We start from the raw sequence: 14,868 nt of genomic DNA on the forward strand, positions 1-14,868 counted from the left end.
AGCAATGGACTCTCACATTTGTCCCAAATCGTGAGACGCGAGAACTGCTCAGCCTCAGAGTCTGGGGACGTCCCAGTCCATCAACGTGGAGCGGATGAGGAAGCGTTTGCCCTCCGGCGACTCCACTGAGAAGCCACTCCCCCGGCCAGCCACTACGTCCACCGTCAGGTGGGTGTGGGACCAGTAATTGAACTGTTCCCGGGACATCCAGAACTCCAAAGGCTGGGGCACGTCCTCGTCCCCTAAGTCGAAAAGGCCGAGCAAAACGTCCGAATCTCCTGTAATGAATTCCCCCGCCGGATAGCACATGGGCGAGGAACCGTCACAGCAACCACCGGACTGGTGGAACATGAGCGGCCCATGCTGCTCCCATAACCTCTTGAGCAAGTCGATGGAATCGGCGGTGAGCGCCACCCGGGAAAAGTCTTCCCCGGGCAGCGTCACGGCGGCGTCAAGCCTGTTGTGAGGCATTAGAACCTCAGCACCACACGGCCATCGATCTTGGCATGCTTCATCTCATCAAAGACCGCGTTGACCTCGGAGAGCTCACGTGTGGACACGGTCGGGTGGATCTTGCCCTGCGCGTAGAAGTCCAGTGCTTCCTCCAGGTCCTGCCTCGTTCCGACGATCGATCCGCGGACGGTCAGGCCCTTGAGCACGATCTCRAAGATCGGTGCAGGGAAGTCTCCCGGAGGTAGTCCGTTGAAGACGATGGTCCCACCGCGCCGGGCCATGCCGATCGCCTGCCCGAAGGCCGACGGGTGCACTGCCGTGACCAGGACGCCGTGGCAGCCCCCGGTTTCGCGTTGAATGACTTCCGCAGGATCCTCGTGCAGCGCGTTGACCGTGAGCTCGGCACCGTGCTTTTTGGCGAGAGCGAGCTTGTCGTCGGCGATGTCCACTGCCGCAACGCGCAGGCCCATGGCCACCGCGTACTGGACTGCGATGTGTCCCAGGCCGCCGATGCCGGAAATGGTGACCCATTGGCCCGGCTTGGCCTCGGTCATCTTCAGTCCCTTATAGACAGTGACTCCGGCGCACAGCACCGGGGCGACCTCCACAGGGTCCGAACCCGCCGGAATCCTTGCGGCGAACCGGCTGTCCACCAGCATGTACTCCCCGAACGAGCCATCCACACTGTAGCCCGCGTTCTTCTGGGCCTCGCACAGCGTCTCCCAGCCGGTGCGACAGTACTGGCAGTCGCCACAGGCGGACCAGAGCCAGGCATTGCCCACGAGGTCCCCGACCGCCAGGTCGGTGACACCTTCACCGAGGGCCACCACTTCGCCCACCCCTTCATGGCCAGGCACGAACGGCGGTGAGGGCTTGACCGGCCAGTCGCCCTCCGCCGCGTGCAGGTCAGTGTGGCAAACGCCGCTGGTGATGACCTTGACCAGCGCTTCTCCTCGGCCAGGAGTAGGAATGGGGAGGGACTGGATCTGAAGGTCTTTTCCGAATTCAGTTACTACGGCTGCTTGCATTGTCGTCGTCATTGGCGAAATCCTTGCGTCGTTAGAGGGTTCCAAGTGCTGAGATATGGGATGCTGCCGCTCTCCTGAGGGGTAGCCAGGGTTGATCGGTGGGGAGTGATCTGTGCTGATCACTCCCCACCGGGTTTAGCTCGGCTTAGAAGAAGCCGAGCTTGTTCTCGTTGTAGCTGACCAGAAGATTCTTGGTCTGCTGGTAGTGGTCCAGCATCATGGCGTGGTTCTCGCGTCCGATGCCGGAAGACTTGTATCCGCCAAACGCGGCACCGGCCGGGTAGGCATGGTAGTTGTTGACCCAGACGCGGCCGGCCTGGATTTCCCGCCCTGCCCGGTAGGCGACGTTCCCGTTGCGGGACCAGACACCGGCGCCGAGTCCGTAAAGCGTGTCGTTGGCGATGCCGATGGCGTCGTTGTAGTCGCTGAACTTCGTCACGGACACCACCGGGCCGAAGATCTCCTCCTGGAAGATCCGCATCCGGTTGTGACCCTCGAAAATGGTCGGCTGGACGTAGTAGCCGCCGGCCAGGTCACCGTCGAGCTGGGCCCGGGCACCGCCGGTGAGGACCTTGGCGCCCTCCTGCTTTCCAATGTCGATGTAGGAGAGGATCTTCTCCAACTGGTCGTTGGAGGCCTGGGCCCCGATCTGGGTATCGGTGTCCAGCGGGTTGCCCTGGATGATCTTGTTGGTGCGGGCCACAGCATCGGCCATGAAGGAGTCGTAGATGCCTTCCTGGACCAGGGCGCGGGAGGGGCAGGTGCAGACTTCGCCCTGGTTGAAGGCGAAGAGGGTGAAGCCTTCCTGGGCCTTGTCGTAGAACGCGTCGTTCTGCGCGGCGACGTCGTCGAAGAAGATGTTCGGGCTCTTGCCGCCCAGTTCAAGGGTCACCGGGATCAGGTTCTGGGACGCGTACTGGCTGATCAGGCGGCCCGTTGTCGTCTCGCCGGTGAAAGCGATCTTGCGGATCCGGGGACTGGATGCCAGCGGCTTGCCGGCCTCGACGCCGAAACCGTTGACCACGTTGACCACACCGGCGGGCAGCAGGTCGCTGATCAGTTCCATCAGGACCAGGATGGAGGACGGGGTCTGCTCGGCCGGCTTGAGGACGACGGCGTTGCCCGCGGCAAGTGCCGGGGCGAGCTTCCAGACGGCCATGAGGATCGGGAAGTTCCACGGGATGATCTGACCCACGACGCCCAGCGGCTCGCGGAAGTGGTACGCCGTGGTGTCCTCGTCGAGCTGGGACAGGTGGCCTTCCTGTGCACGGATGGCGGAGGCGAAGTAGCGGAAGTGGTCCGCTGCCAGGGGAATGTCCGCGTTCAGGGTCTCCCGGACGGGCTTGCCGTTGTCCCAGGTCTCGGCAACGGCCAGCAGCTCGACATTCTCATCGATTCGGTCGGCGATCTTGTTCAGGATCGCGGCGCGTTCGGTCGCGGAGGTCTTACCCCAGGACGGAGCCACCTTGTGTGCGGCGTCCAGGGCCAGCTCGATGTCCTCGGCCGTGCCCCGCGCAACCTCGCAGAAGGCCTTCCCGGTCACCGGGGTGATGTTCTCGAAGTACTGTCCCTTGACCGGGGCAACCCACTCGCCGCCGATCCAGTTCTCGTAACGGTCCTTGAACGTGACCTTCGACCCCTCGGCACCCGGCTGTGCATAAACAGTCATCTGTAGCTCCTTTGCTCCGCATGATGGTGGCTTTGCTGTGCCTTCAGCGTAGGAGCGGGGAGGTTGCAAGCAGGTTGCAACCTTGTGGGCTAGATCACTTCCAACCTAGAGACCCGCGGGAAAAGCGTACGAGCTAGGAATCGGGGAGGGCGCCGCACCGAAGGACAGCACTATCTCGTCATGAGCCTTGAGGACCACATCGGTCACAGGAGCATTTTGCTTTGTCCCGTTCACGTAGGCGGTCCAGCCCCCGGTTCCGCCATGCGGCGCTCCGGGGGCGTCCTTGCCGTCCAAGACTCCCCATTCGGTGAGGACCTGGCCGAGCGTGTACTTCAGTCCGGCCGTGGGCGCCTCGATATGGAGGATGCCGGATGTGTCGTGGGTGTGCAGCGCCGAGATTCCGTTTGGCTGCCCGTCCGCTCCGAAACTGAAGCCGATGTCAGCCGGGACGGTGACAGGTTTGCCGTCGACAAGGACGTCCAGGTGGGCGTGGTAATGCTCGGACGTGCCCTCGGCCGTGAGAATGTCCAAGCCGGCGGCCTTGATCCTCTGGGCGCCCGTTGCGGGATCGAGGTCCCAGCCAGCGGCACCCGTAGTGGCCAATGCAGAAGCCGTTGCCGATGACGGCACGGTTTGGGCAGGTGCCCCGCAGGCGGTGGCTCCGACAAGGAGTCCGGATACGGTCAGGGCGACGGCAAGGCGTTTTTTCAACACGGAGGAAGCTTCTTTCGTTTGGCTCGCTCTTACGATACGGGCCGAAACTCCGTATTTCCCGAGTGCCACGCGATAGGCCGGCGTCAGGCCGACAGTTCACGCTCCAAGCGTTCAAGATCGGCGACGACGGCTGCCCGCTTGGGTGAGCGCGGCGGCAGGAGCTTGAGGGCGGCAAGCCGGACATCGACGTCGTTCTTCGCCTCAGGCAGCCCCGCATACTTGAGCAGCGCCTCGGCACTGCCGTCGTTGAGGACCGCTTCGCGCAAGAGCGCGGAGACTCTGTGGCGGAGCTCCACAATTCCGGGAGCCTCCGAATGCGGCAGGACGGCGCCTTTGTAGATCTCCAAGGCGATGCGGTGGGCGCCCCGCTGCAGGCAGGAGAGAACTTGGGCGGCGTCCTGGCCGAGGTCGATGGGGAGCCGGTACGGCCGGGATTCCGGGACTGCCGCTGGATCAAGCTCATGGAGCACTTTGCGCAGGCGCACCATTTCGGCCCGGAGGGTGACGCTGGAACCATCTCCCGGATACAGCGCCAGGGCGAGTTCCTCGGCGCTGAGCCCGTCTGGACGGGTGCCCAGCAATGCCAGGATCTCGCTGTGCCTGGCGGACAGCGGAATGCTGCGCCCTCCGATGCTCAACAATGCCTGGTCACGGCCCAGCAGCTGGAGGCTGTTCCGGTACAGACCGGTGCCCTGCCGCGAGCCGACGGCGGAAGGCGAGTTCCGGCGTCGGGCCGGCACGGCGTGTTTGATGGCCGCGAGTTGCAGCCTTTCCACGCGCAATTGGGCCTGCGCCGCCGCCACGGTTGCTTCAACGAGGGAGAGTGTGTGGGGTGCGACGGCGGCTTCCGTGCCGGTGATGTCGACGACGCCGAGGAGGGCTCCGGAGTCAGGGTCGTGGAAGGGCACCGCGGTGCAGCTCCACGGGTGGACCGAGCGTTTGTAGTGCTCAGCGCCGGAGATCTGGATGCCGCGACCCAAGGCGAGCGCCGTGCCCGGTGCGCTCGTGCCGACGGCTGCCTCGGACCAGTCCGCGCCTGCTACGAACATCATGCCCTCGGCGCGGCGCCTCATCGCAGGATTTCCGTCCACCCACAGCAGCCGGCCAAGCTCGTCCCCCACGGCCACCAGCAGTCCGCTTTCGTAGCTGGGCTGGATGAGGAGCTTCTGGATGACAGGCATGATGATGGCAAGCGGGTGTTGGCGGCGGTATTCCTCAAGCTCGTCGAAGTCCATGGCCACGGGAGCTTCGGGCTGGTCCGGGTTCGCCTTAAGCCGCGCGGATCTCGCCCAGGATTCCTTGATCAGGCGGCGCAACCCGGGAAGCTCCGTCGCGTCGGGAGGCCCAAAGCGCCACGAATCCAGTTGCTCGTGCCCCGCGCGGGCATGGCGCTGCAGCAGCTCCGCGGCGTCGCCGGCCGAAGCTGCCGGATGGATCGGATTCTTCATCGAACTCCCATGACTGGGCGCAGCACAGTACCGGCCAGTCTAGTTGCGAGCCGAGGTTTTGCCTATGGGGAGACGGCGAGGGCAGCCGCATGTTGGGCGAGCTCGGTGATGCGCTGCCAGTCGCCGTTTTCGATGGCGTCGCTGGGTGTCAACCAGCTGCCTCCGACGCAGGACACATTGGGCAGCTTCAGGTAGTCCGGCGCTGAGGCCAGGCTGATGCCGCCGGTGGGGCAGAACTGCACTTGCGGGATGGGGGCTCCGATGGCCGCGAGGTACTTGGGACCACCGGCCGGACCCGCCGGGAAGAACTTCATGGCGTGGAGTCCCCGCTCCATCACGGCCATGACGTCGCCGACGGTGGCGACTCCGGGCAGCACCGGGACGTCAAGGGTGAGCATGTGCCCAAGAAGCGCAGGGGTGACTCCGGGGCTGACAAGGAACTGCGCGCCGGCAGATACCGCGGCGTCGGCCTGGCCGGGAGTGAGGACCGTGCCGGCACCCAGCAGGATGTCCGGTACTTCCTCGGCGATGAGTTTGAGCGATTCGAGGGCGCTCTCCGTGCGGAGCGTCAGTTCGATGATCCGGACGCCGCCGTCTGCCAGCGCGCGGGCCACCGGCACGGCATGCCTCGGTTCGTCGATGGTGACCACGGGAATCACCGGTGAAGTGCGCAGGATGTGTGTGGCGTCAGCCATGGTGGATCTCGTTTCTCAGGCCGTCGAGCCCGTGGTTGTCGATGATGCGGTACCAATGCGTGAGCAACTCGGCGAATCCGGGCCGGTCAGCCACATCGGCGTCGAAGATGCTGCGGCAGCCAAGAAGGGCCGGAACTACGGTGGCTGCCGTCCGTGTGGACGGAAGTGCCGCATGCAGCTCCGCGGCAAGCGGGTCCTCCAGGCTGCCTGCCGAGGTGGTGGCAACGTGCCGCATCCACGCCGCAACCGCGAGGGCAGCCCACCGCGGTTCGCGGCCGGCGTCGAAGTTTCCCCGGACCGTGCTCAGCAACCGCAGGCCGATCTTTTGGGAGCCGTCGCTGCCAACTTTGGCGGTGGTGTGCCCGAGAGCGGGATTGGCGAAACGGCCCAGCACCTGCGCGCAGTAGGTCTCGCCGTCGAGCCCGACGGGCAGCGTGATGGTGGGGAGCACGTCTTCGCTCATCATTCGGCTGCACGCGGCGAGGAAGGCGTCCTCCCCCACCGCATCGCTGATGGTCGTCTTGCCCGAGGCCAACCCCAAGTACGCGAGCATGGAGTGGCTGGCGTTCAGGAGACGCAGCTTTGCGGCTTCCCAAGCGGCGACGTCGGTGCTGAAGAGGGCACCGGCGTCTTCCCACCTAGGCCGGCGGGATGCGAAATTGTCCTCGATGACCCACTGCTGGAACGGTTCGGCCACCACAGCAGCCTCGTCCCGCAGGCCCAGTTCACGTTCGACGGCGTCAAGGTCACCCCGGGTAGTTGCCGGGACCATCCTGTCCACCATGGTGTTCGGGAAGGTCACGTTCATTTCCAGCCATGACATCAGCGGACCCGACTCGACTGAAGGCAGCGCGGCGGCAAACGCGTGCACCAGCTTCCTGGTCAGCTCCCCATTGCCAGGAAGGTTGTCGCAAGAGACCACCGTGATGGGCCCTGCATCAGTTCGTGAGCGCTGCTGGAGTCCCCGCGTGATCTGGCCGATGGCCGTGAGCGGAGGACGTCCAGCGAGATCCGATTGGACATGCTCATCCGCCGCGTTCAACCCTCCGGTGCGGGGATCGATCCTGTATCCCTTCTCGGTGATCGTCAGCGTGACCACCTTGGTAGTTTCCGAAGCTATGCGCTCGGCAACTGTCCCGGGGTTGTCCCTCCCGGAAAGGGCTTCGGTGACGCTGGAGACAATCCGAAGGGGCGCCGCGCCACTGCCCCTCTCGGTCACGGTGAACAGGCCGTCCTGGGGTGCCAACTGCCGCGCGACGGCATCAGAACGCTGGGTGAATCCGACAATCCCCCACTCAGGCTCGCCGGTTGCCGCCATGGCCCGCTCGGTGAAAACAGCGGTGTGCGCCCGGGCGAAGGCGCCCAGGCCGAGGTGGACGATGCCAGGCTTCACAGCCCCCGCGGGGAACAGCGGCTGGGAACCTTCGCGGGAGGCGAGCGCGTCGTAGCTTAGGCGTGCGATGTCAGCTCTCCTTCGCCAGATGAGGCCGCATGTGCCTTCGTCTGCTCAAACGTCGGCACGAACCCGGTGCCGCCCTTGCCGCCCACCACGAGCGAGGCCGCCGCGGCACCGTAGCGGACCGCCGTCGTCAGCTCATCGCCCAGCACCATTCGCGCGGTTGTAGTTCCCACGAAGGCGTCCCCGGCACCGGTCTGGTCCACGACGGCGGGCGCCGGTATCGCGTCAACCCACACTGAGTCGGCGGCGCTCCCCAGTTGAATGCCGTCGGACCCACACGTCACCGCCACGTTCGCGGCGCCGAGCCCTCGAAGCTTCTCAACGGCTTCCTCAGCGGACCCAGAACCCAAGAGCGCCGAGGTTTCCCCAGGGAACGAGGGAGTCACGAGGAACGCTTGGGGCGCCAGTTCGGTGAGGACCGCCGTCGCGTCCTCCACGGAGGTCAACCGCGACCGGAAGTTGGGGTCGAACACAAAGCGGGGCGAAAGTCTCGCCGCTGTGACAACGGCCGCACGCGATGTGCTGGAAATAGCGCAGGCGATCCCGCCCGCCACCACTGCACCGGCGTCCGAAAACACGGCGGGATCGACGTCGTCGGGGCTGAGCGTGGATCCAACGCTGCCGCGGCGGGCATAGGAGAATTCCCGCTGGCCGTCGGGGTCGCAGTGCATCAAGTACACGCCTTGCTGGCCGCGCCTGAACTTCAGCAGTTCCGTGGAAATGCCAAGTTCCCGGATCCTGGCGGCAATCGCTTGGCCGAGCTCGTCGTCGCTCACTACGGATAGCAGCCCGACGCGGGCGCCCGCCGCTGCGGCTGACGCCGCGACATTCAGGGCGTCCCCGGAGATGCCAAGCTGCGCAGGGACGCCATGGGCAAAGGGAACGTCCGTGGCGACCTCTAGAAGGATTTCGCCCATCACGACGACGTCGAACGGCTGCCTTTGGAAACGTTCAGTCACGGCGTTCACCAGTCATGCACCGACCCGTCGAGGCGGCGGTTGACAGGCAGATATTTCGGATCGAAGGAGAACGTTAACGCTGCTTCCTCGTCAAATTCCACCCCGAGGCCCGGGGCGTCGCCGGGATGCATATAGCCGTCTGTGAAGGTGTAGGACGTCTTGAACACCTCGCCTGCCGGGTCCCTGTGGCCCATATATTCCTGGACGCCAAAGTTGGGAATGCTCATGTCCACGTGAAGCGCTGCGGCGAAGGAGACCGGCGAAAGGTCACCGGCACCATGCGAGCCGGAGCGGACGCCGTAAAGGTCCGCAAGGGAGAAAATGCGGCGCAAGTGCGTGATGCCCCCGGCGTGCGAAACGGAAGTGCGGATGTAATCGATGAGGCGTTCCGTGATGAGCTGCTGGCAATCCCAGATGGAGTTGAAGACCTCCCCGACGGCGATCGGCGTCGTCGTGTGTTGGCGGATCAGCCGGAATGCGGACTGGTCTTCCGCCGGCGTCGGATCCTCGATCCAGAACGGGCGGTATTGCTCCAGCGAGGCTCCCAGCCTTCCAGCCTCGATGGGCGTCAGCCGGTGGTGGACGTCGTGGAGGACGTGCACGCCGTAGCCGAACTGCTCACGGACATGTGCCATCATCTTCGGCGCAAAGTCCAGGTACGCCGTGGTCTCCCACGTGTCTTCCTGGGGGACGTTGCCGCTCGCCGGCTCGTAGGTTTTGCCGTCCACCGGCGCGATCCCGTACGTCTTGTCCAGGCCGGGAATCGCCGCCTGGGCACGGATTGCCTTGTAGCCGAGATCGAGGTGATGCTGGAAGTCGGCGCTGAGGTCCTCCAGCGTCGAGCCGCTGGCGTGGCCGTAGACCATCACGCCTTCGCGCGCCGCGCCGCCCAGGAGTTCATACACCGGCATGCCGGCAGCCTTGCCCTTGATGTCCCAGAGCGCGACGTCGATGGCTGCGATCGCCGTCATGGTCACCGGGCCGCGGCGCCAGTACGCACCCTTGTAAAAGTACTGCCAGGTGTCCTCGATGCGGCGTGCGTCGCGGCCGATCAGCAGCGGGCAGAGGTGCTCGGACAGGTAGGACGCCACGGCCAGCTCGCGGCCGTTGAGGGTGGCATCGCCGATGCCGGTGATGCCGTCCTCGGTTTCGATAACGAGCGTGACGTAGTTTCGTCCCGGAGACGAAACCACTACCCGTGCGTCGGTGATCTTCACTGCTTTGGTCCTTTGCGTAGCTGGCAGTAGGTGTCGTTTTGAGCCCTCAAAACGACACCTACTGCGGGTTAGTTTGGTCGGCTCAGCTGCAGCATGACTTTGCTGCTGCCGGATGCCGGGTCGGCCGACACCCTCATGGCTTCGGCGGCTTGGTCAATGCCGAATTTGTGGGTGATGACGGGTGAGACGTCCAGGCCGTTGGCCATGGCCACGAGGGCATCGCTGATCTCATCCACGAAGCGGTAGGAGCCAACCCAGGTGATTTCGCCCGTCACCAGGTCACCAATAGCCGAAGGGCTCGGGGCGCCCGGAAGATTGCCCACTTGGACGATGGTTCCACCACGCGCGGTGGCGCGAAGAACCTGGCCCAGCACAGCGGGAATACCGGTGGCTTCGAAAACAAGCTCGATGTCGTCGGGCAGCGAGCCGCCGCGGGCAACGTTGCGCACGTCGTCGGCCCCCATGGCTTTCGCGACCCGGAGCGAAGCGTCGCTGATGTCCGCCGCGACTACTGTCCTGGCGCCCGCATACTTGGCAGCGGCGATCAGCAGGGAACCGATCGGGCCTGCACCGTTCACCAGCACGTCCCGCCCCGCGAGCGAACCTGCCCTGCTCACCGCATGCATGGCGACGGCGAGCGGTTCCGCGAGTGCCCCGCGCAAGGTGTCGACGCCGTCGGGCAGCGGCCGGAGCTGTGACGCCCGGACACGCTTCCGCTCGCTGAAGCCACCGTCCGTGTGCGGGTCAAAGGCGGCCGAGCCGAAGTACCGGACATGCGGATACAGGTTGGTGCGGCCGGCCAAACGCTCCGGCAAGACGCCGTCGCCTACCAGTTCCGCGGGATGAACGGTGACCGGCTGGCCGACGTCGAAATTCTCGACGCCGGGGCCCATCTGGGCGATGCGTCCGGCAATCTCATGGCCCAGGACGAGCGGCGACGTGAGCGTCGCGGTTCCGGATGCCCCGTGCTTCCAGTAGGAGAGGTCCGAGCCACAGATCCCGCCCCACTCGACGTCGAGCACCACTTCTCCAGGACCCGCGACAGGTTCCGGCCGCTCATCGAGGCGAAGGTCGTTGGCCCCGTGGACCACCACCGCTTTCATACGGCGTCTTCCAAACGGACCATGTCGCGGCCGCGGACTTCAGGCCCGACGGCGGCCGACAGCAGGGTGATCAGCGAGTAACCTATGAGCATTGCCGCCAGCGGCCACCAGTGGCCGGTGATTGCAGTGAGCGTTGCCGCCAACAGGGGGCCGATGGCTGTGGCGAGGATGCCGCCGATCTCCTTGGCCAAGGCCAACTGTGTGAAGCGGGTGCGGGCTCCGAAGAACTCGGCCATGGTGACGCTCTCCATGGCGAAGAGGCTGAGGACGCCCAGGTTCAGTCCTACGACCATGGCAACGGTGATGAGGCCGGTGTTGCCGCTCGTGATCATCAGCATCATGGGGATGGCGAACAAGGCAGTCAAGGCGCTCAGGGTCAGGTAAAGGGGTTTCCGGCCGAAGCGGTCGCCCAGGAGTCCCATGACGGGGATGGTCACGAAGCCCAGCAGCGAACCGTAAACGATGGCCGTGGTGCCGACGCTTTTGTCCACCAGAAGAACGGTGGCGAGATAACCGACGAGGAATGTCTGGACGAGGCCGGAGTTGCCAGCCTGGCCGAAACGGAGGCCAAGCGTGATCAGGAAAGCCTTGCCCTTGCGCTGGTGCAGCGCGGCCTCAATGGTGCTGGTGGCCGGAGTCTTTGCGTTGCCTTTGGTTTCACGGGCGGCGTCTTGCTTGGACGCGATGTCCTGCTTGGAAAGGGCTACCCCGTCGACGACGTCGGCGCGCTCCTCGAACACCGGGCTTTCTTTGAGGGAGCGGCGGATCCAAACAGCGAAGATCATCAGCACGAAACTGGCCAGGAACGGAATGCGCCAGCCCCAGCTGAGCAACTGATCTTGGGGTAGGGCTGCGACGAGGATCGCCCAAAGCGCCGAAGCGCCGAGCGTGCCGGAGTTGGTTCCGAGGCATACGAGCGAAGAGATCAGGCCGCGACGGCGGGCGGACGCGTATTCGGCGAGCATCACCGTTGCGCCGGCAATTTCGGCGCCGGCGCCAAACCCTTGGATGAGGCGCAGCGCGACGAGCAAGATGGGTGCCCAAATACCGATCATCGCGTAGGTGGGGAGCACGCCGATCAGGGTGGTGGACGCACCCATGAGCGCGATGGTGATGAACAGGACCTTCTTGCGGCCGATCCGATCCCCCATGCGGCCGAAGTAGATGGCGCCGACAAGACGCGCGACGTACCCGACGCCGTAGGTCGCCATCGCGGCGATCAAGCCGATGACTGGACTCACCTCGGGGAAGAAGATCTTGTTGAAGACGATGGCCGCAGCCAGGGAGTAGAGCTGGAAGTCCATGAATTCCATGGCTGTGCCGAGCCAACCGGAAACGGCAACCTTGGCGAGGTCGCCAGTGCTTCTGGTGCCTGGCTTGGCCGTGGGTGGGGCGATGCTCTCGGTCATCAATTGCTCCTTTGCAGGCGATGAAAAGTGGAATCGGAGAGTTCTTAGGAAAGGTGCCAGCCCGTTAACGCCCTTGTGGCGAGGCCTTGGGAAGTTTTGTTGGGCTGCTTGGTTACTACCATACAAGCACTACCATTCTAGTCTGTCAACGGACATTAGACTGGACGAGTGGCTACCAAGAAACCAGCAAGTGAACAGGCGCCCAGGCTTTCGGTGCGTGACCAGACCCTGGACACCCTCCGGCGTCGGATCATTTCCCTCGAACTGCCGCCCGGAGAGCCACTGTCCGAAAACGAACTGGCCCAGGAGCTAGGGGTCAGCAGGACTCCGGTCAGGGAAAGCCTGATTCTGTTGCGCGAAGAAGGCTTGGTCCAGGTCTTTCCGCAGATTGGCTCTTTCGTCTCCCTGGTGGACCTCGGCAGAGTCGCCGAGGCCCAGTTCGTCAGGGAAGCCATTGAATGCGCCTCCCTGAGGGACGCAGCAGTAGATAGCGAAGGGATTGCAGGGCTGCGCGAAATACTCACAGATCAGTGGGACGCCGAAGCCGCCGGCGACGTTGACGAATTCTTCCGGCTGGACGAGGACTTCCACCGCGAATTGCTCCGCCTGGCCGGCCATGAAACTGCATGGACCGCGGTGAATTCCGCCAAGGCGCATTTGGACCGCGCACGGCGGCTGAGCCTCATCGACACCCGGCCAGTTTCCACATTGATTGAGCAACACACGGCGATCGTCGATGCCCTGGAGGCCAACAATCCCGCCGGAGCCGACGATTCACTGCGCATCCACTTACGGGGCGTTTTCGACGACGTCAAGCGCATCCAAGCCGCCACGCCCGAGCTCTTCTCCGACGGCACCGTGCCCCGTCCCATCAGGCGGAGCATCGCCCGGCTGGCATAAGGCCCACATCGCAACGAGACCTGGTGGCGAAGTCACTCCGGGTGGAATGCGTACGCCTCAACCTCGCCCAACGCTTCGATCCGGGGCACAGGCAGCCCGGCCTCGGCGACGAGCTCCGCAAAACCATGGCCACGACTGAAGCGATCAAACGTCGCGCGATCCGGGCAAGTGTCGTACACCGAGATCCCACCCTCGGTGGAAAGGCATACATGGATCTTCAGCACGCCGGGCGGCAGGAGATCCACCATGCGTTTGTGGCCTTCCAGAAGCTGGCCGGGATCCCCGTCGAAATGGTAGACGCCCATGAACATTCTTTTCTCCCGTCTCACTTCGCGTTCACAACTACGCCGACAACGCCCGCGCGAGGGCTTCGGGCTTGCGGTCCGCCCACGGTGCGGCATTCTCCAGTTGTCCCGCCAGCCGGAACAGCGTGGCCTCATCCCCGAACCGGCCAAGGAAAGACATACCCACCGGCAGCCCGGTCGAATCGACTCCGAGGGGCACTGACATGGCCGGGTTGCCTGAGATGTTGGCGTATTCACCATCGAACATGAGGAAGCGGCCGGCTTCGCGCTCCCCACGCAACGGTTCTTCCTCGGTTCCGACGAGCGTGCCGAGAGGCAGCGGCGGCCAGCCGACCGTGGGAGTCATCCAGGCGTCGAATTCCTCGAAGAATCCAGCCAGACGACGGCTGAAGCGCTGCAATTCCTGCATGCCAAGGAGGTATTGCCCGCCTGTCACGGCCCGCGAGCGCTCAAGATTGGCTGCGGTGAACGGCTCGATCTCACCGGCTTCCGGCGGCCTGCCCATCCTCTGCGTCCAGTACGCCTCGATCCACGCGATCGCGCCTCCGTAGACAGCCCTGACCGCCCGGTGCCCGGCCCGCCCCAGGCTCTCGGGGTGAGCTTCTGTGACGCTGTGGCCCAGTCCAGCGAGCAATTCCACGGTTTCCTCGAACACCCTCAGGTAGTCCGGATGCACGTGCTGCCCCGAGTTGGGCGTCGCGGTTGCTGCGATGCGGAGCTTTCCAGGAACAGTACCGGTTTCAAGCAGGAAGGGCCGTGCCTGCGGAGGCGCCCAATATGGATCACCGAGCGCCTGGCCGGCCGTCGCGTCGAGTAGTGCCGCCGAATCGCGCACGCTCCGGGTCAGCGCATGTTCCACGGCGAAGCCCCCGGCCACGTCACCATACTCGGGGCCCATGGGGACCCGTCCGCGCGTCGGTTTGAACCCGAAAACCCCACACCACGCGGCTGGGTAGCGAAGGGATCCGCCAAGGTCGTTCCCATGCGCCATGGGAACCATTCCGGAGGCGACGGCGGCGGCGGACCCGCCGCTGGAGCCACTTGTGGAAAGCGATAGGTTCCAAGGGTTCCGGGTGGCACCATGCAGCACCGGCTCGCAGTGCGGGCTGAGCCCGAATTCCGGTGTGTTGGTCTTCCCCAGGATGGCAAGGCCGGCTTGGCGGTACCGACGCACAAGCTCTTGGTCATGGCTCGAGACGTTGTCCTTCAACCAACGCGAGCCTTCGGTGAAGGGCGCCCCGGCGATCTCCAGGGACAGGTCTTTCACCAGGAACGGAACCCCGGGAAACGGCGCGTCAGTTTCGGAGTCGTCCGCCGGGCCTTCTGCTCCAGGTTCCAAGTGCGCGACGATGCAATGCAGAACCGGATCGATCTCCCGGATGCGGTCGCGGCCGGCGTCGAGAAGTTCATTGGGCGAAATCGCACCGCTCCGCACCAGTTCTGCCTGCCCGACGGCGTCTGTCCAGCGGAGCTCCTCGTCCATGGCTCATTTTAGGACCGGGCGTCGCG

General features: G+C 64.7%; 14 protein-coding genes. 1 reads left to right on the top strand and 13 read right to left on the bottom strand.

The window, feature by feature from the left end:
* Positions 1-54: 54 nt before the first annotated feature.
* The 11 genes from AC1DLO_RS04715 to AC1DLO_RS04765 form a co-directional block, all read right to left on the bottom strand.
* Positions 55-471: a DUF779 domain-containing protein gene (locus tag AC1DLO_RS04715; RefSeq protein ID WP_476889422.1), complete on the bottom strand. Its 417-nt coding sequence runs from the start codon at positions 469-471 to the stop codon at positions 55-57.
* Positions 471-1,493 (bottom strand): alcohol dehydrogenase AdhP, encoded by a 1,023-nt coding sequence (gene adhP, locus AC1DLO_RS04720; protein WP_476889423.1) that lies wholly within the window; start codon positions 1,491-1,493, stop codon positions 471-473. Before adhP ends, AC1DLO_RS04715 begins: the two co-directional genes overlap by 1 nt.
* 133 nt (positions 1,494-1,626) lie before the next feature.
* Positions 1,627-3,150 (bottom strand): acetaldehyde dehydrogenase ExaC, encoded by a 1,524-nt coding sequence (gene exaC, locus AC1DLO_RS04725; protein WP_476889424.1) that lies wholly within the window; start codon positions 3,148-3,150, stop codon positions 1,627-1,629.
* 105 nt (positions 3,151-3,255) lie between these two features.
* Positions 3,256-3,864, bottom strand: a complete 609-nt coding sequence (locus tag AC1DLO_RS04730; protein WP_476889425.1) for a hypothetical protein — start codon at positions 3,862-3,864, stop codon at positions 3,256-3,258.
* Between the two features lie 83 nt (positions 3,865-3,947).
* Entirely contained in the window at positions 3,948-5,312 is a 1,365-nt protein-coding gene (locus AC1DLO_RS04735; RefSeq protein ID WP_476889426.1) for a GAF domain-containing protein, read from the bottom strand.
* A 62-nt stretch (positions 5,313-5,374) separates the two neighbouring features.
* A complete protein-coding gene (locus tag AC1DLO_RS04740) occupies positions 5,375-6,007 on the bottom strand; it encodes a bifunctional 4-hydroxy-2-oxoglutarate aldolase/2-dehydro-3-deoxy-phosphogluconate aldolase (RefSeq protein WP_476889427.1) in 633 nt (210 codons plus the stop codon).
* Positions 6,000-7,400 (bottom strand): mannitol dehydrogenase family protein, encoded by a 1,401-nt coding sequence (locus AC1DLO_RS04745; protein ID WP_476889428.1) that lies wholly within the window; start codon positions 7,398-7,400, stop codon positions 6,000-6,002. The genes AC1DLO_RS04740 and AC1DLO_RS04745 overlap by 8 nt, the downstream gene beginning before the upstream one ends.
* 56 nt (positions 7,401-7,456) lie before the next feature.
* A complete protein-coding gene (locus AC1DLO_RS04750) occupies positions 7,457-8,383 on the bottom strand; it encodes a sugar kinase (RefSeq protein ID WP_476889609.1) in 927 nt (308 codons plus the stop codon).
* Positions 8,384-8,430: 47 nt separating this feature from the next.
* Positions 8,431-9,642 carry a D-mannonate dehydratase ManD gene (gene manD, locus AC1DLO_RS04755; protein ID WP_476889429.1) on the bottom strand — a complete coding sequence of 404 codons (1,212 nt, stop codon included), beginning with the start codon at positions 9,640-9,642 and terminating at the stop codon, positions 8,431-8,433.
* Between the two features lie 68 nt (positions 9,643-9,710).
* Complete coding sequence (locus AC1DLO_RS04760) at positions 9,711-10,745, bottom strand: L-idonate 5-dehydrogenase (RefSeq protein WP_476889430.1); 1,035 nt, start codon at positions 10,743-10,745, stop codon at positions 9,711-9,713.
* Entirely contained in the window at positions 10,742-12,154 is a 1,413-nt protein-coding gene (locus AC1DLO_RS04765; protein WP_476889431.1) for an MFS transporter, read from the bottom strand. The genes AC1DLO_RS04760 and AC1DLO_RS04765 overlap by 4 nt, the downstream gene beginning before the upstream one ends.
* 168 nt (positions 12,155-12,322) lie before the next feature.
* On the opposite strand from AC1DLO_RS04765, the gene AC1DLO_RS04770 reads away from it, so the two are divergent.
* Positions 12,323-13,054, top strand: coding sequence for a GntR family transcriptional regulator (locus tag AC1DLO_RS04770; protein WP_476889432.1), 732 nt, complete (start codon positions 12,323-12,325; stop codon positions 13,052-13,054).
* A 32-nt stretch (positions 13,055-13,086) separates the two neighbouring features.
* Here the strand turns inward: AC1DLO_RS04770 and AC1DLO_RS04775 are convergent, their stop codons facing one another.
* A complete protein-coding gene (locus AC1DLO_RS04775; protein ID WP_476889433.1) occupies positions 13,087-13,359 on the bottom strand; it encodes a hypothetical protein in 273 nt (90 codons plus the stop codon).
* 37 nt (positions 13,360-13,396) lie between these two features.
* The gene (locus tag AC1DLO_RS04780; RefSeq protein WP_476889434.1) at positions 13,397-14,842 is read right to left on the bottom strand and encodes an amidase; all 1,446 of its coding nucleotides are present in this window, start codon (positions 14,840-14,842) and stop codon (positions 13,397-13,399) included.
* Between the last annotated feature and the right edge of the window lie 26 nt (positions 14,843-14,868).

The organism is Arthrobacter sp. 01T419, from assembly GCF_056398865.1.